Consider the following 14,933-nt stretch of genomic DNA (forward strand, 5'->3'; position numbering starts at 1 on the left):
CCATCACCGCCCGGGATGTCGGCTCTCGGCGCGTCGTTTACGGCGGCAGGGGGGTGGCGTACGCCGCTGTTCGCCCGCAAGGTAAGCATGTAGACATGTCAGATCCAGTCGAGATTCCGATCGATGACGAAGTCATTCGGCTCGGCCAGTTTCTGAAGCTGGCCAACCTGATCGATTCCGGATCCGAGGCCAAGACCGTGATCGCCAACGGGCTGGTCCGGGTGAACGACGAGGTGGAACTACGCCGCGGACGGCAGTTGCAGGTCGGCGACGTCGTCGCCCTCGCCGGTCACAAGGCCAAAGTCGGCGGCTGACTCAGTCTTCGGCGCGCACCACGACACCGTCGTGGTCGCTGTAGAGCACCTCGCCCGGGGTGAAGGTGATGCCACCGAACTCGACCGGCACGTCCTTTTCGCCGCTGCCGGTCTGGGTGCTCTTGCGCGGGTTGGTGCCCAGCGCCTTGACGCCGATATCGAGGGTGCGCAGGATCGCCGAATCGCGCACGGCGCCGTTGACGATGACACCGGCCCAGCCGTTGTCCACGCCGCGGCCCGCGATGATGTCGCCGACGAGCGCGGTGTGCACGCTGGCGCCGCCGTCGACCACCAGCACGCCGCCGTTGCCCGGCTCACCGAGCGTCTGCTTCACCAGCAGGTTGTCCTGGAAGCAGCGGATGGTGGTGATCCGGCCGGAAAACGCGGCGCGCCCGCCGAACTGAATGAACTGGGTATCGCAGCTGCGAATCTCGGGGCCGATCTCGTCGGCTAGGTCCGCGGTGGCAACAACATTCGATTCGGTCATGGGGCCAGCTTAGGGGTGGGCCGGACGGTTTTCCGGTCGGCCCGCACCCCGTGTGACCTGCGTCGCAGGGCTGTCCGCCGGGCCGGCGCTCGTAGTCGAGGCGGCCGGGGTACCGGCGTCAGTGCGAGTCGGACTGCTGGGCGCGCGCAATGTGGAACGCGGCGATCTGCTTGATCAGATTGTCGGTGGTGTGCTTGACCGCGACCTTGACGAACGGCTCGATCGTGCGGCCCAGCGCCTTACCGGCGAGACCGCCCGGCACCCGGTAGTCGACGAGGGCGTCGACGGTGCAGGCGTCGGCGCCCTTCGGCTGGAACCGGAAGGTGGCGTGGATCTCGAAGCCCTTGATCGTGGTGATCCCGATGGCGGCGTTCTCTTCCCACTTGTTCACCTCGACGCGTGACTTCAGCGAGGCCGGGCCGAGTTTCACATGCGCGTCGAAGGCCGCGCCAACGCCTTCCACCTGCGTACCGACCGGCGTGAAGGACTGGATGCCGTAGAGGAACTCGGTCAGATTGCGGTAGTCGTTCATGTAGCTGAACGCGGATTCGGCCGATGCCGCACAGGTCTCGTTGATCTTGACTTCGGTCATGCGGGCAACTGTAACGGGTTCTATAGCAGGTCGCTTTTCAGGCGGTGACGGCCAAAGTCGCCGCCAAACCGAAGACGAACGCCAGCACCACGACCTCGAACACGGCCCGGCGCAGCGAGGATTCCGCGGTCATCCGATGGTCGGCGGCACGGCGCACCCAGGTGCGCCGCCACCACCAGCCCAGCGCCAGCAACCCGAGCAGCAGCACGGCTTTCGCGAGCAGAATGCGCCCGTAACCGGTGCTCACCAGCGCGCCCAGGCCGTCGATCCGGACCAGCCCGTTGACCACGCCGGTGACCGCGACCGCACCGGCCAGCGGCAGCGCCACCGCCGAATAGCGGGGCAGCACCACCGCCCACTCGCCCCGGGTGCGCACCACCAGCGCCAGCGCCACGAGCAGGCCGAACCAGGTCGCCGCCGCGAGCGCGTGCACCGCGGCCAGCACCGAACCGAACGGCTGCTGCGACATGTGACCGGTGATCGGCCGCAGCGCCAGCGCCACCGCGGCGAACACCAGCACCAGATCGGTCGAGGCGGTCTCCGGTCGCCGATAGGCCAGCGCCGCGTAACCCGCGACCACCGCGGTGCCGACCAGCACCGCGATCCCGATCTGCCCGCCGCTGATATCGGTGAGGAAGGTGCCGAACTGGCCCGCGCTCAAACGCCGCACCGGCACGCCGACGACCTCGGCCGCGTCGAAGACGAGCACCGCGGCCTCGGTGGCACACCAGATCCCGGCCAGCGCGCTCAGCGCCCGCCACGGCGGATCCAGTCGCTCGTGCAGCCGCGGCAGCGCGGCCAGGCCGAGCACGGTGGCGCCGAGACAGTCGGCCAGCGTCCGCGCCGCCGCCTCCGCGCTCGCCGCGCCCTGGGCGGTCAGCGCCCAGGCCAGGACGACGCCGAGCAGCCCGGCCGGGACCAGCAACAGCACCGTCCCCGCGTCCCGGCCGCCACCGCGTCTACTCACTTCGCGGCTTTCCCCTTGCCGCCGAACAGCGCGAAGGCCAGGCCGCCGCCGAACAGCACGACCGCACCGGCGATGAAGACCCACAGCGGAATTCCGCCGGACTCGTCCGCGCCGTCCGCGTTCGCCTTGGCATCGGCGCGCGGACCGGGGGTGCCCGTGCCCGCCTTGGTCAGCGTGAAGGTCCGGGTACCGCTGACCGGATGGCCGTCGGCCGAGGTGACCCGGAAGGCGATGGTGTACTCGCCGGCCGGGCCGAGGTCACCGACCTCCATGCTGATCGTGCTGCCCTCGACCACCGGCTTGCCCTGGGACCACAGGTTGCGATCCGGCGGGCCGACCACGGTCAGCGACGGGAAGCTGGGCTGCAACTCCTCGTTGAAGGTGATGGAGACCTTGCCGGGGCTGACTTCGATGCTGGCGCCGTCTGCGGGGACGCTGGCGATCGGCGCGGAGTGCGCCGCCGCCGGGCCCGCGCCGGCCACGCCGAAGCCGAGCAGCAGCAGGCCCGCGGCCACCGCGCTCAGCAGCCGGGTCGCCTTGGCGGCGTTCACGACTTGCGTCCACGCAGGACGTTGCCGATGCCGAGCGCCACCGCGAAGATGCCGAGCGCGAGTCCGGCGCCGCCGAGCCAGCGGGCGGTGTCGTCGGTCGACTTCGGCGCGCTCGCGGCGCTGTCGTCGACCTTGTGGCCGGTCTCCTCGCCGTCCTTGCTCGCCGTCAGGGTCAGCGTGGGGGCCGGATGTTCCGGCTCGGTGCCGTCGGCCTTGGCGGGCTGATCCCAGGCCACGACCTTGCCGTCGCTGTAGGTCTGGGTGGTCGGGAAGGTGACCGTTTCCTGCTTGGGCAGCGGGCCGACCGAGAGCACGAAGCGCTGGAACTGGCCCGGCGCGACGCCCGGGTTACCGGGGTCCGCGGTCCAGGTGACCGACACGGCTTCCTTCTGGCCGTTCTTCTCCACCTTGGAGGTCCAGCCCGGAATCGGCTCGGTGCGAGCGCTTTTCAGATTCGGCAGGGTGACCGTGAGCGCCGTGGTCGAGGCGGTGTCCGACTCGGTCGGGACCCGGAAGGTGGCGACCGAGTACTTCCCCTGTTGCGCGCCGGGCGCATCCACGGTGACGTGCGCGGCGGCGGTGCCGCCGGCGAGCAGGACGAGGCCGACGGCGGGGACGATCGCGCCGCAGGCACGCAGAACAGAACTACGCATGATGAAAGACTTTCTCTCCGAATGGAATATCCCAGACCACGACCCGGAACGGGTCAGGCGGCGGCGGGCGGTGCGCGCGGCCCGCGCGCGCCGTTCGGATGAAATCGATAGGGCGCCAGGCCCGGAGCGGCCCAGCCGGTGGCCGCGGCCGGCGGATACCACCGGGGCGGGCGCGCGAGCACGGACCGGATGGCGCCCGAGACAACGAGATAGAGCCGCTGCGCCAACAGGATGACCGCGCCGCCCAGCAGCGTGGCCACCCCATGGGCGAGCAGCATCCACCCCGCGGGCAGCTGTGCCCGCTGGGCATGGTCGTGCCCGTCGAGCACGGAAAGCGCCGCGTGGCCGGCGAATTGGCCGCCGGCCAGCATGAGGAGCACCCCGAGCCGGCTGCGGGCCGCGGGGAGCGTGGCCGCCAGGCAGGCGGCCGGTGCGGCGACCAGCAGCACCAGCGCGGCCTCGGCCGAGCCAGGGAACCCGCCACCCGCCGCCCCGTGCGCGGCGACGGCCAGCGCGGCGATCATCGCGCCGACGACACCGCCGACCAGCACCTGGCGTGGGCTGGTCATGCCGGTGCCGTCGCTCTGGGCATGGCCGGGGTCAGCTGACGCCGAGGCGGGCGAGCACGTCGGTCTCGATGGTGGTGAGCTCGTGCGCGATCGAGGTGTGCACCGCGCGGCGGCGGGCCGCGGGCATCTGCTCGGCGGTGCGCACGGCGGCGCTGAGGCTGTCGAGCCGATCGCGGGTGGCCAGGGAGAACTCGGCCTGATCGGTGATCTTGGCAAGAGCCGCTTCGGTATTGGCGATCCGCGCGTGCAATTTGGCGCCGTGGCCGCTGAAATCGCCGAGCTGATCGATGCCGACGCCGAGCTGCTGGGCTTTGCGCGCGTCGAGCTGGGCGCGGACCATGGTGGCGGCGCGGTAGGCCAGCGGCGCGAGCACCGGTACCAGGATCCGGGCCACGCCAAGGTATTTGCGGACCTGAGCGGCACTGAACGGGTCGCGCTCGGCCTTGGCGGCCAGCTTCACGGCCGCCTTCTCCTCGGCCTGGAACGCGGCGATCTGCGCCTTGGCGACCTGGCGCTGGGTGCGCCCCTCCGCACGCTTGGCCTTGCGGGTGATCTTCGCCCCGTACTTGGCCTCCAACGCGGCCTTGTGCTTGAGGGCTTTCGCCTCGGCCCGGCGGCTCGGCCGCCGCTTGCGCTTCGTGAACAACCCCATCGAAGGCCCTCCGTCATGCTGGTTCGCCACGGCGGAACGACGTGCACAAACGCCCGTCCGCCCATGTCACACGGTTTGGAAGTACCCTATCGGTTCCCGTGCCCCGGCTGCCATCGGGTGAACCGCGCATGTCGAACGCGACACCGCCACCGGGTGCAGCTGCAGGACATGTCGGGGGTAGGGACCATACTTGCCTACGTGTACTCGGGCATCGATGACCGCGACGGTCGCAACAACGACGCTTCGGCCGAGGATCGGCCGGCCGGTGTCGATGCGTCCGCCCATGGTGCCCCGGCCGCCTTCATCGACGCGCGAGCGCTGATCGGCTGCCGGCATCGGCTGCATCTGGATGCCAATTTTCCGCGGCACCTGTCCGGGGTGGTGGAGGACGCGGGCGTGCGCCAGCGCCGCGAAGCGGCCGCCGCGCACCGCAATCGGGTCCGTGACGCCCTGATCGCCGCCGACCCGGACAACTGGGTGGTGATCGATCCGGCGCAGCCGGCCCGGGCCCGCGCCGCGGCCACCATGGCCGCGTGTGAGGCTGCGGCCCAGCATATTTGGGGTGCTCTGCTACCGCAGGAGCCCGACACCGGCAGACGCGGCGGTTCGGAGATCCTGCTGCGCGATCTGGATCGCGGCGGCTATATCCCGGTCATCGTGGTCAACCACAAGGTCACCGATCCGCGCCGCCCCGAGCCCGCCGATTTCCACCCCACCACCTCCGACCCCTACGCGTGGAATCCGAAACCGGATCCCACCCGCAAGCTGCGCCAGCAGCCGCGCGATCAGCAGCGCCTGGCCCATCTCTACCGGATGCTGCAGCGCCACGGCCTGGCCAGCCCGGCCTTGGTCGGCGGCGTCATCGGCTACCACCTGGACCGGATCCTGGTGCACGATCTCGGCCCGCTGCTCGACGATTACGACCGGCGCTACGCCGATCGCATCGCGGTGGTGCGCGGCGAGCTGCCCACCATCCCGTCCAAGGTGCCCGAGTGCCGGCAGTGCCCGTGGTGGAATCGCGCCGCGCCGAGTGCGGCCGCCGGCGAGCTCAGCTGTGCCGATTGGCTGGCCGAGCATCGCGATGTCAGCCTGGTCGCGCCGGGTTCGCGCGCCGAGGTGCTGCGCGGGCACGGCGTGCAGACCATCGACGATCTGGCCGGCTGGACCGGCGAGGATCCCGACGATTGGCAGCACGGCCCGTTCGACGAGGCCGTGGTCACCGCGCGCGCCTGGCTGGCCAACGCGCCGCTGGTGCGCCGGGTGGACCGGGTCTGGGTCAAGCGCGCCGACGTCGAGGTCGATGTCGATCTGGAGAGCTACCAGGAGTACGGCGCCTACCTGTGGGGCACGCTGCTGGACGGGGTGTACCGCCCGTTCGTCACCTGGGATCCGCTGCCCACCGAGGACGAGGGCCGCTCCTTCGCCGAGTTCTGGACCTGGCTCATGCAGGTCCGCGCCGAGGCCGCGATGGCCGGGAAAACCTTTGCCGCCTACTGCTATTCGCGTACCGCCGAGGACAAGTGGCTCTACGAGTCGGCGCGCCGGTTCGCGGGGCAGCCCGGCGTGCCCACGGTCGATCAGATCCGCGCGTTCGTCGACGGGCCGGAGTGGGTGGACATGTTCCAGGCCGTCTCCGATCAGTTCATCTGCCCGAGCGGCAAGGGCCTGAAGAAGATCGCGCCGGTCGCCGGCTTCTCCTGGCGTGATCCGGAGGCCGGCGGCGAAGCCTCGATGAGCTGGTATCGCCTGGCCGTCGGCTACGACGACGAGCCGGATATGTCCCAGCGCACCCGATTGTTCGAATACAACGAGGACGATGTGCGCGCCACCATGGTGCTGCGCGAGTGGATGTGCCCGAAGCAACCCTCGGCGCACAGCGCGGATGTGGAAGTGCCCGGCCTCGAGGATTTCACCGCCCGAGTCGGCCAGTGAGGCACGCGGGCTAATATTCCGGGCGTGACAGAGCACGTCGAACAACTCGAGTTCCAGGCCGAGGCTCATCAGCTCCTGGAGCTGATGATCCACTCGATCTACTCCAACAAAGACTCGTTCCTGCGGGAGCTGATCTCGAACGCTTCCGACGCCCTGGACAAGCTGCGGCTGGAGTCCTACAAGGACAAGGATCTGCAGGTCGACACCTCCGACCTGCACATCGAGCTGGAGGTCGGCACCGACCCCAGGATCCTGACGGTCCGGGACAACGGCATCGGCATGTCCCGCGCCGAGGTAGTCGACCTGATCGGCACCCTGGCCAAGTCCGGCACCGCGGAACTGCGCAGGCAACTGAACGAAGCCAAGTCCGAGGCGGCCGCCGAGGAACTGATCGGCCAGTTCGGTATCGGCTTCTACTCGACCTTCATGGTCGCCGACAAGGTCGTCCTGACCACCCGCAAGGCGGGCGAAACCGAGGGCACCCGCTGGGAATCGGCCGCGGGCAGCTCCACCTACACCATCGAGACCGTCGAAGACGCTCCGCAGGGCACCGCGGTCACCCTGCACCTGAAGCCGGCCGACGAGGACGATCACCTCTTCGACTACACGCTGGAGTGGAAGCTCCGCGAGATCGTCAAGAAGTACTCCGACTTCATCGCCTGGCCCATCCGGATGACGGTGGAACGCACCGTCACCGAGGGTGAAGGCGAGGAGAAGACCGAGAAGACGGTCGCCGAGGAGCAGACCCTCAACTCCATGAAGGCGCTGTGGACCCGCCCCAAGAGCGAGGTCAGCGACGAGGAGTACAAGGAGTTCTACCACCACGTCAGCCACAGCTGGGACGATCCGCTCGAGATCATCCCGCTCAAGGCCGAGGGCACCTTCGAATACCAGGCGCTGCTGTTCATTCCGTCGCACGCGCCGTTCGACCTGTTCACCCGCGAGCACAAGCGCGGCGTGCAGCTCTACGTCAAGCGGGTGTTCATCATGGACAACTGCGAAGAGCTGATGCCGGAGTACCTGCGCTTCGTCAAGGGCGTGGTGGACGCGCAGGATCTCTCGCTCAACGTCTCCCGCGAGATCCTGCAGCAGGACCGGCAGATCCAGATGATCCGCAAGCGCCTGGTCAAGAAGGTGCTGTCCACGGTCAAGGATTTGCAGGGCGCCGAGGACCAGGAGAAGTACCAGACCTTCTGGAAGGAATTCGGCCGCGTCCTCAAGGAGGGCCTGCTCGCGGACTTCGACAACCGCGACACCCTGCTGGGCGTCAGCTCGTTCGCCTCGACCGCGTCCGATACCGAGCTGACCACGCTGCGGCAGTACCTGGAGCGGATGCCCGAGGGCCAGGAGCAGATCTACTACATGACCGGCGAGAGCCGGCAGCAGATCGAATCCTCGCCGCACATCGAGGCGTTCAAGGCCAAGGGCCGCGAGGTGCTGATCCTGACCGATCCGGTCGACGAGATGTGGGTCGGCTCGGTGACCGAGTTCGAGGGCAAGCCGTTCCAGTCCATCGCCAAGGGCGAGGTGGATCTGGAGACCGAGGACGAGAAGAAGGCCTCCGAGGCGCTGCGCGAACAGCAGGACAAGGACTACGCCGACGTGCTGACCTGGCTCGGCAAGACCTTGGACGAGAGCGTGAAGGAGGTGCGCCTGACCAACCGGCTCACCACCTCGCCTGCCTGCCTGGTCGGTGACACCTTCGACTTCACGCCGATGCTGGAGCGGATGTACCGCGCTTCCGGCCAAGCGGTGCCGGAGTCCAAGCGGATCCTCGAGCTGAACCCGACGCATCCACTGGTCAACGGGCTCAAGGAGGCGTACTTCGCACGCAAGGAAGACGCCGACGAGCAGAAGGTGCCGGAGCTGACCGAGACCGCGGAGCTGCTCTACGGCACCGCGGTGCTGGCCGAGGGCGGCGAGCTGAAGGATCCGGCGCGGTTCGCCCACATCCTGACCGATCGGCTCACCCGGACGCTGTAGTCGTTTCCGGCGAGAAGTTCCTGTTACGAATGGCCACCCCCGCCGGGGGTGGCCATTCGTCGTAGCGGGGGTTTCGGGCGGGGTATTCCCTGGTACAGGAGTTGGCCGAGTGCACGGGAAATCACACGGCTGGCACTCAGTGGTACTTGTGTGCCAGGTGATGTCTAGTTCATTCTCTGACTCCATCAGTTTGGTGGAGCCGGTGCCGGCGGAATGGAGGCATCATGCGGACCAGTGGACCGATCGGCATCACGCCGTTTCAAGCGAGTGGATTGCTTCGCGGCTTCGTCATCAGCGGGCGCTGGCCCGATACCACCAAGGAATGGGCCCAGGTGCTGGTGCTCGCGGTGCGGGTAGCGACATTACCCGGGCTGCTGCATACCTCGACGGTCTTCGGGGTCCGTGAGGAGCTGCCCGACGATCCCGCGCCGGACATGGTCGGCCTGGTGCTGGCCGAGGGGCCGGTGCTGGGTGAGCGGGCGGTGGCACCCGGAAGGTTTGCCGAGCATGTGCCACCGGCGCTGTTGATGCTGCATCCGCCCTCGGAGACCCGGCCGTCCCTGCCGGAGTGCGCGGGCGCGGCTTCGGGCTGTGTGCTGCTGCCGGGTGTGCCGCATCTGGGTCTGGAGCATCGGGCCGCGTGGGTCGAGGCGGAGTCGGACGGCACGATAACCTCGCTGGTCAGCCGGGTCGGACTGGATCCGATCAGCGATCCCGATACCGCGGTTCTGGCCATGCTGCTGGCCGCGTGAGCGTGCCCGCGCCAGCGGGTAAGGGTACCCGAATCTTTTCGCGTCGGAGCCCAAACTTATTGTGCGCATTGCGATTTCGGTAACGTCAGCTTGGCAATCGGTGGGCATCCGGGTAAAGTCGGTGGCAGCGAAGGGGAGTAGCCCCCAATCATGCAGTCGACATACTGATCCACCGCTCAGCGTGAGCCCGGGTCCGGTTGCATGAACCGGTAGCGAACCGGTGGGCGAGACCTTCGGCCTGAACAACCATTCGTTGTCGGCCGGAGGCGTACCCGTCTCCAGGCCGGCAGGCCGGAGACCTGGGAGCACACCACCGACATGATCGCCACGATATTGCTGAGTATCGGCATCGTCTTCCTGGCCGAGCTAGGCGACAAATCACAGCTCATGGCCCTGACTTTCGCCCTGCGCTACCGCTGGTGGGTAGTGCTCGGCGGCATCGCCACCGCGACCGCCCTGGTCCACATCATCTCGGTCGCCGTCGGCCACTTCCTCGGCGCGGCCCTGCCCACCACCGCCATCGCGCTGGTCGCGGCGCTGATGTTCCTCGGCGTCGGCCTCTGGACGCTGCGCGAGAACCTCGCCGTCCCCGATCCCGAGGACGAACCGAAGCCGCCGCGCTCCGGCAAGGCGCCGTACTTCGTCGTCCTGTCGGCCTTCCTGCTGGCCGAACTGGGTGACCGCACCATGTTCGCCACCGCGGCGCTGGCCACCGACAACAACTGGTTCGGCGTCTGGCTCGGGTCCACCATCGGCATGGTCGCCGCCGACGCCCTGGCCATCGCGCTGGGCATCGTGATCGGCAAGCACCTGCCGGAGCGCACCATCGGCCTGGCCGCGGGCCTGCTGTTCCTCTACTTCGGTGCGGCCACCCTGCTCGCCACCGTCCTGCCCGGCCTCGGCCTGCTGGCGGGCGCGCTGCTGGCCATCCTCGTCCCCGCTGCCGCGGGCGCCGTGCTGCTGGCCCGCCGGGCCCGCCGCCGCACCGCGCCCGCGCCGGTCAAGACGGTCGAGTCACCGCGCGTCCCGTAGGGCGTGGGCGGTCCCGTAGAGATCGCCGCTGCGCTGGACCAGGTCCAGCAGCGGTGCGCGCAGGGCACGCAGGCCGTCCAGGTCGTCGACGGCGATGCGCGCGGTGACCATGGCGCTGACGCCCGCCGCCAGGGTCTGGCAGGCGAAACGCTGTGCCTCGGTCTCGGCGCCCAGCACCTCGGCCATCAGCGCGACGAAGGATTCCTGCATCTGGGCGCGGCGGGCCACGGCCTTGCTGCCCGCGGCGTACACCTCGACCAGGAAGAGCCGGGCGTAGGCGGGTTCGGCGGCCAGACCGTCCAGGTAGGCGCCGAGGATGCGGCCCATGCGATCGGGATCGACGGGAGCCCCCGGATCCGATTCGGGGGTGGCGGAGGCGTTCGCGATATGGGTGAGCAGGCCGCCGACGGCCCGCTCGTAGGCTGCCTCGAAACAGTCCTCCTTGGAGCGGAACTGCTCGTAGAAGGTCTCCCGGGAGACGCCCGCGCGTTTCAGGACCACCGCGACCGAAGTCCCGACGTACCCGTTCTCCGCCATGGCCTCGGCCATGGCCTGCAGGATGCGCTCGCGCTGGGACGCGATCACCTGCTCCCGCGGCAGGCCGTGGCGGCCGCGGGGGAGTTGGCGGGCGGCAGGTTGGGTCATACGGTGGCTCCGGGTTCGGGGTAGGGCAGGCTGCGGCTCCATTCTGCTGGGTGGGAACCGCTGCCCGCGGTGGGGTGCGCCGGAATGTCGGGCCGGATTACGCGGCGCCGCCGGTTTCGGATTGCACGCTGCGCGCCCGGCGCGGCTGATCGGTGGTGAACGGCGCGTCCTCGGTGCGGGCGATCTCGAGCGCCGCCTCGACGCCGCCGCGCAGCGTGATATCGATGAGCCGCTGGGCGACCGCGCGCATCGGCAGTGCCACCGCCACCCACCACGGCGAGACGATCTGGCGCTTGCGCCGGGCGATGGCCCGCTCGATGCCGTCGATCGCGGGACCCAGCGGCGCGGTGCCGGACACCGTGGACCGGCCGAGGATCGCGCGGGCGGCCGCGGTACCGAAACCGCGGGTGGTCATGTCGGTGTCGAGCTCGGCGAAATAGGCGATGCCGACCTTGGCCCCGGTGTGCCGGATCTCGTTGCGCAGGGTGTTGCCGAGTGCTTCCACGCCGGCCTTGGACGCGCTGTAGGCGCCGGCCAGCGGCAGGTTCACCGACGCCGCGAGCGAGGACACGATCAGTACGTACCCGCTCGCGTGCAGCACGTAGGGGCCCGCGGCGCGCAGCGTGTAGTAGACGCCGAGGGTGTTCACGGCGAGGGTCTCCTCCATCACGCGCGGATCACCCCCGAGCAGCGGAAGTTGTTTGGCCACACCGGCGTTGGCGATCACCACGTCGAGCCCGCCGAGTTCGGCGACCAGCGTGGCCACCACCCGCTCCACCTGTGCGGGATCGCCGATATCGCAGTACCGCCACGGCGCGTCACCGCAATCGCCGGCCACCTCCGCCAGCAGATCCGGCTCGATCCCGAGCAGCGCCACCGCCGCGCCGCGGGCGTGCAGCTGCCGTGCGAGCGCCGCACCGATGCCGCGGGCCGCGCCGGTGATCAAGACCTTCCGACCGCGAACCCCCGGGCCGGTGAACAGCTTCATGCGGGCGACGATACCACCGATGAACACACTTGTTCGTAAATAATTTCGCGGCATCGAGCGGACAATCGGCTGTCCCACCGGGGTGAGAAGGAGGGGTGCTAGGTCTCTCAAAGGGCAGACGCTAGGGTGCAATTGACGAAAGGCCAACTGGCTGTCACGAACGAGAGGACCATCGTGGAGATTTCGGGTTCCGCCGCCATTGTCACCGGAGGCGCATCCGGCCTCGGCGCCGCCACCGCCAAGCGTTTCGCCGACCTCGGCGCGACCGTTTTCGGCCTTGACGTGCCGCAGTCCATCGAACGCGCCGGGGACAACGTGCCCGCGGGCGTCACCCTCATCCCGGCCGATGTGACCAGCCACGACGAGGTTTCCGCGGCCGTCGCGAAGGTCGTCGAATCCGGCATCCCGCTGCGCGTGGTGGTCAACTGCGCCGGTGTCGGCTGGGCCGGGCGCATCCTGTCCAAGAACGGCCCGCACGACCTCGAGCTGTTCCGCACGGTCATCACCGTGAACCTGCTCGGCACCTTCAACGTCATGCGCCTGGCCGCCGACGCCATCGCCAAGACCGACACGGTCGACGAATACGGCTCGCGCGGCGTCATCATCAACACCGCCTCCGTGGCGGCGTTCGAGGGGCAGATCGGCCAGATCGCGTACTCCGCGTCCAAGGGCGGCGTGCACGGCATGACCGTTCCGGCCGCGCGCGACCTGGCGCAGTTCGGTATCCGGGTGAACACCATCGCCCCCGGCATCATCGACACCCCGATGCTGGCCGGCGTCACCGAGGAGTACCGCAAGGGCCTCGAGGCCGGTGTGCCGTTCCCGTCGCGCCTGGGCCGTCCGGATGAGTACGCGCAGCTCGCGCAGTACATCACCGAGCACGACTACCTGAACGGCGAAACCTTCCGCATGGACGGCGCGCTTCGCATGGCGCCTCGCTGATCGGGTCGAAGCCCTCGCTTCGCTCGGTTTCGACCCGATCAGCTTCGATCCATGGAGTACTGGTCCCGGCTTGCCTCGCTTCGCTCGGCGGTTCGCCCAGCGATCGGTTAGGGCTACGCCTCGCTTCGCATTGGCGGGGTGGGGCGGGTGGCTGGGAGGGTTGAGGTGGTGGTGGACTGCGCGTGATCCTTTAGGGGGTTGCGCGCGGTTTGCGTTTCAAGGGGTTGGTTTGTGGCCGATGCCTAGGAAGGCTGTGGTGGCCAAGGGGGTTCGGGGGCGGTAGTTGGTGGCGAGGTAGTCGCGCATGACGGGGGCGCGTTCGGACCAGAGGGGTTCGCCGAGGCGGCGGCGGAGCAGGGCCAAGGGGGCGCTGGAGCGGGCCATGCTGTCCCACATCTGGGTGCCGTCGGGGTAGGAGACCTCGGTGGTGTGGCGCTGGATGGTGACGCCGGCGAAGCCGGCGGCGCGCATTTCGGTGGCGAAGACCTCCGGGTTTTCCAGGCTGAGGTAGTTCGGCTGAGGTTCCTGGATGGTGGGGTCGGCCGCGGTCATGGCGCCGAACATCATGCGCATCAGGGGGGATTCGATGACGGGGGCCCAGCTCGAGACCACTGCGACGCCGCCGGGGCGCAGGACGCGCCGGAGTTCGCTGAAGCCTCGGGTGCGGTCGGGGAAGAACATCAGGCCGAACATGGAGAAGGCGGCGTCGAACTCGTTGTCCGCGAAGGGCAGGGCCTGGCCGTCGCCGACCCGGGTTTCGATGGTGCTGTGCCCGGCGGCTTTCGCGGCCCGGTCCAGCACTTCGAGCATGTGCGCGGCGAAATCGAGGGCGACGACGCGGGCGGACTGGGGCGCCGCGAGCAGGCTCAGGGTGCCCGGCCCGGCGGCCACGTCGAGGACCTGCGAATCCTGGGACAGGCCCGCCAATTCCAGGGCGCGCGCGGAGAACGGCTCCATGATCGCCAGCGCCTCTTCGGCGTAACCATCGGCGACGAGGTCCCACGGCTCGGCGGCGGCCAGGGGGTTTCCGGACATCTGTTCCTCCACGATCTACCCAACCGCCCCAGGTTACGCGGCTACCCCCGGGGCCAACTACCACCTCGGGCGAATATTGCTGGGCCCTAACGTGTCTGAAGTCACCCCCCGGAACTACGTGGAGGGCGCGACGGCGCTCCGCAACCAGCGCGCACCGCGACCGGTGCTGACCACCGCGGCCTCGGCCACGGCCTTGCTCACGAAATGCCCGGCCGCCGTGGCCACGAAGACCGCCGCGATCAGGATCGGCGCCCATGACCAGGTCAGCGCCAGCAGCACCCGTTCGAAGGTATCGGCGGGCTGCACCATCGGCTCCCAGCTGTTGAGCCGGGTCCAGCGTCCGAGGAAAACGCCTACCGCGCACAGGAAGTGCAGCGTCACGGTGACCGGCACCCGCCAGGTCCCCAGACCGTTCCGGTCGAGGTAGCGCCCCAGTTGATCCAGCGCCAGGTAGTAGGCCAGGAATCCGGATCCGATGAATGCCGCGTACACCGGCAGCACCGTGGTGACCACCGGTCCCTCGCCGACGAACTCGATGTCGTAGCGCAGGTGTACCAGATCGGTCACCACGTAGGGCGCGTTCGGCAGGAACAGCACGAACAGCACGAGCCCCGCCCACCACAGCGGCGACCGCGGAAACCGCCTGTCAGCAGCGGGTCTCATCCGAAAGATCAGCAGTGCGAGGCCGACCGGGATCCAGGCCAGAACCGTGTTCCAGGCCATCCACCAGAAATCCCGCCGAACCACATCGAGCAGATTCGGCCCCACCCGTTCGAGCACGTCCATGCCCCCAGCTTGGCCGACGGAACTCGGCCCGGGCCAGGCCATCGGCGGACGCC

Annotated in this window: 17 protein-coding genes; 6 read left to right on the forward strand and 11 right to left on the reverse strand. The window is 69.1% G+C overall.

Translation table 11 applies throughout. From position 1 onward, the window contains the following. The first annotated feature begins 95 nt into the window (after positions 1–95). Positions 96–314 (forward strand): RNA-binding S4 domain-containing protein, encoded by a 219-nt coding sequence (locus AB0H76_RS24755; RefSeq protein WP_357328365.1) that lies wholly within the window; start codon positions 96–98, stop codon positions 312–314. Between the two features lies 1 nt (position 315). On the opposite strand, the gene rraA is transcribed toward AB0H76_RS24755, so the two are convergent. The 7 genes from rraA to AB0H76_RS24790 form a co-directional block, all read right to left on the reverse strand. Next, complete coding sequence (gene rraA / locus AB0H76_RS24760) at positions 316–801, reverse strand: ribonuclease E activity regulator RraA (RefSeq protein ID WP_357328368.1); 486 nt, start codon at positions 799–801, stop codon at positions 316–318. Between the two features lie 118 nt (positions 802–919). Continuing rightward, a complete protein-coding gene (locus AB0H76_RS24765) occupies positions 920–1,393 on the reverse strand; it encodes an SRPBCC family protein (RefSeq protein WP_357328371.1) in 474 nt (157 codons plus the stop codon). 37 nt (positions 1,394–1,430) lie between these two features. Beyond that, on the reverse strand, positions 1,431–2,360 hold the full coding sequence (locus AB0H76_RS24770) for a CopD family protein (protein ID WP_357328374.1): 930 nt from the start codon (positions 2,358–2,360) through the stop codon (positions 1,431–1,433). Beyond that, a complete protein-coding gene (locus tag AB0H76_RS24775) occupies positions 2,357–2,884 on the reverse strand; it encodes a copper resistance CopC family protein (RefSeq protein WP_357329868.1) in 528 nt (175 codons plus the stop codon). Before AB0H76_RS24775 ends, AB0H76_RS24770 begins: the two co-directional genes overlap by 4 nt. A 23-nt stretch (positions 2,885–2,907) precedes the next feature. Continuing rightward, on the reverse strand, positions 2,908–3,564 hold the full coding sequence (locus tag AB0H76_RS24780; protein ID WP_357328376.1) for a YcnI family protein: 657 nt from the start codon (positions 3,562–3,564) through the stop codon (positions 2,908–2,910). A 53-nt stretch (positions 3,565–3,617) separates the two neighbouring features. After that, positions 3,618–4,133, reverse strand: coding sequence for a hypothetical protein (locus AB0H76_RS24785; protein ID WP_357328379.1), 516 nt, complete (start codon positions 4,131–4,133; stop codon positions 3,618–3,620). 31 nt (positions 4,134–4,164) lie between these two features. Then, positions 4,165–4,785, reverse strand: a complete 621-nt coding sequence (locus tag AB0H76_RS24790) for a DUF6474 family protein (protein ID WP_357328382.1) — start codon at positions 4,783–4,785, stop codon at positions 4,165–4,167. A gap of 198 nt (positions 4,786–4,983) precedes the next feature. Between AB0H76_RS24790 and AB0H76_RS24795 the strand changes: the two genes are divergently transcribed. From AB0H76_RS24795 to AB0H76_RS24810, 4 genes are all read left to right on the forward strand, one after another. After that, positions 4,984–6,717: a TM0106 family RecB-like putative nuclease gene (locus AB0H76_RS24795; protein ID WP_357328385.1), complete on the forward strand. Its 1,734-nt coding sequence runs from the start codon at positions 4,984–4,986 to the stop codon at positions 6,715–6,717. Between the two features lie 24 nt (positions 6,718–6,741). Beyond that, the gene (htpG, locus tag AB0H76_RS24800) at positions 6,742–8,700 is read left to right on the forward strand and encodes a molecular chaperone HtpG (protein ID WP_357328388.1); all 1,959 of its coding nucleotides are present in this window, start codon (positions 6,742–6,744) and stop codon (positions 8,698–8,700) included. 224 nt (positions 8,701–8,924) lie between these two features. Beyond that, the gene (locus tag AB0H76_RS24805; protein WP_357328391.1) at positions 8,925–9,452 is read left to right on the forward strand and encodes a peptidase; all 528 of its coding nucleotides are present in this window, start codon (positions 8,925–8,927) and stop codon (positions 9,450–9,452) included. Positions 9,453–9,770: 318 nt separating this feature from the next. Further along, on the forward strand, positions 9,771–10,484 hold the full coding sequence (locus AB0H76_RS24810) for a TMEM165/GDT1 family protein (protein ID WP_357328393.1): 714 nt from the start codon (positions 9,771–9,773) through the stop codon (positions 10,482–10,484). On the opposite strand, the gene AB0H76_RS24815 is transcribed toward AB0H76_RS24810, so the two are convergent. Both AB0H76_RS24815 and AB0H76_RS24820 read right to left on the reverse strand, forming a co-directional pair. After that, on the reverse strand, positions 10,467–11,129 hold the full coding sequence (locus AB0H76_RS24815) for a TetR/AcrR family transcriptional regulator (RefSeq protein WP_357328395.1): 663 nt from the start codon (positions 11,127–11,129) through the stop codon (positions 10,467–10,469). The two genes, AB0H76_RS24810 and AB0H76_RS24815, sit on opposite strands and share 18 nt — an antisense overlap. Positions 11,130–11,226: 97 nt before the next feature. Then, positions 11,227–12,117 (reverse strand): SDR family NAD(P)-dependent oxidoreductase, encoded by an 891-nt coding sequence (locus tag AB0H76_RS24820; RefSeq protein ID WP_357328398.1) that lies wholly within the window; start codon positions 12,115–12,117, stop codon positions 11,227–11,229. Between the two features lie 174 nt (positions 12,118–12,291). Here AB0H76_RS24820 and AB0H76_RS24825 point away from each other — a divergent pair, with 174 nt between their 5' ends. Next, positions 12,292–13,059, forward strand: coding sequence for an SDR family NAD(P)-dependent oxidoreductase (locus AB0H76_RS24825; protein ID WP_357328401.1), 768 nt, complete (start codon positions 12,292–12,294; stop codon positions 13,057–13,059). A 216-nt stretch (positions 13,060–13,275) separates the two neighbouring features. Here the strand turns inward: AB0H76_RS24825 and AB0H76_RS24830 are convergent, their stop codons facing one another. Continuing rightward, positions 13,276–14,094 carry a methyltransferase domain-containing protein gene (locus AB0H76_RS24830; RefSeq protein WP_357328404.1) on the reverse strand — a complete coding sequence of 273 codons (819 nt, stop codon included), beginning with the start codon at positions 14,092–14,094 and terminating at the stop codon, positions 13,276–13,278. A 114-nt stretch (positions 14,095–14,208) separates the two neighbouring features. Continuing rightward, positions 14,209–14,880 carry a DUF1361 domain-containing protein gene (locus AB0H76_RS24835; protein ID WP_357328407.1) on the reverse strand — a complete coding sequence of 224 codons (672 nt, stop codon included), beginning with the start codon at positions 14,878–14,880 and terminating at the stop codon, positions 14,209–14,211. Positions 14,881–14,933: the final 53 nt, after the last annotated feature.

This window comes from Nocardia sp. NPDC050712, assembly GCF_040654295.1.
Classification (GTDB): domain Bacteria; phylum Actinomycetota; class Actinomycetes; order Mycobacteriales; family Mycobacteriaceae; genus Nocardia.

Coding starts and splice junctions, on each gene's coding strand:
- AB0H76_RS24780 (WP_357328376.1), bottom strand. CDS start 3,564: ATGCGTAGTTCTGTTCTGCGTGCCTGCGGCGCGATCGTCCCCGCCGTC.
- AB0H76_RS24835 (WP_357328407.1), bottom strand. CDS start 14,880: ATGGACGTGCTCGAACGGGTGGGGCCGAATCTGCTCGATGTGGTTCGG.
- AB0H76_RS24820 (WP_357328398.1), bottom strand. CDS start 12,117: ATGAAGCTGTTCACCGGCCCGGGGGTTCGCGGTCGGAAGGTCTTGATC.
- AB0H76_RS24810 (WP_357328393.1), top strand. CDS start 9,771: ATGATCGCCACGATATTGCTGAGTATCGGCATCGTCTTCCTGGCCGAG.
- AB0H76_RS24815 (WP_357328395.1), bottom strand. CDS start 11,129: ATGACCCAACCTGCCGCCCGCCAACTCCCCCGCGGCCGCCACGGCCTG.
- AB0H76_RS24785 (WP_357328379.1), bottom strand. CDS start 4,133: ATGACCAGCCCACGCCAGGTGCTGGTCGGCGGTGTCGTCGGCGCGATG.
- AB0H76_RS24805 (WP_357328391.1), top strand. CDS start 8,925: ATGCGGACCAGTGGACCGATCGGCATCACGCCGTTTCAAGCGAGTGGA.
- AB0H76_RS24830 (WP_357328404.1), bottom strand. CDS start 14,094: ATGTCCGGAAACCCCCTGGCCGCCGCCGAGCCGTGGGACCTCGTCGCC.
- AB0H76_RS24765 (WP_357328371.1), bottom strand. CDS start 1,393: ATGACCGAAGTCAAGATCAACGAGACCTGTGCGGCATCGGCCGAATCC.
- rraA (WP_357328368.1), bottom strand. CDS start 801: ATGACCGAATCGAATGTTGTTGCCACCGCGGACCTAGCCGACGAGATC.
- AB0H76_RS24755 (WP_357328365.1), top strand. CDS start 96: ATGTCAGATCCAGTCGAGATTCCGATCGATGACGAAGTCATTCGGCTC.
- AB0H76_RS24790 (WP_357328382.1), bottom strand. CDS start 4,785: ATGGGGTTGTTCACGAAGCGCAAGCGGCGGCCGAGCCGCCGGGCCGAG.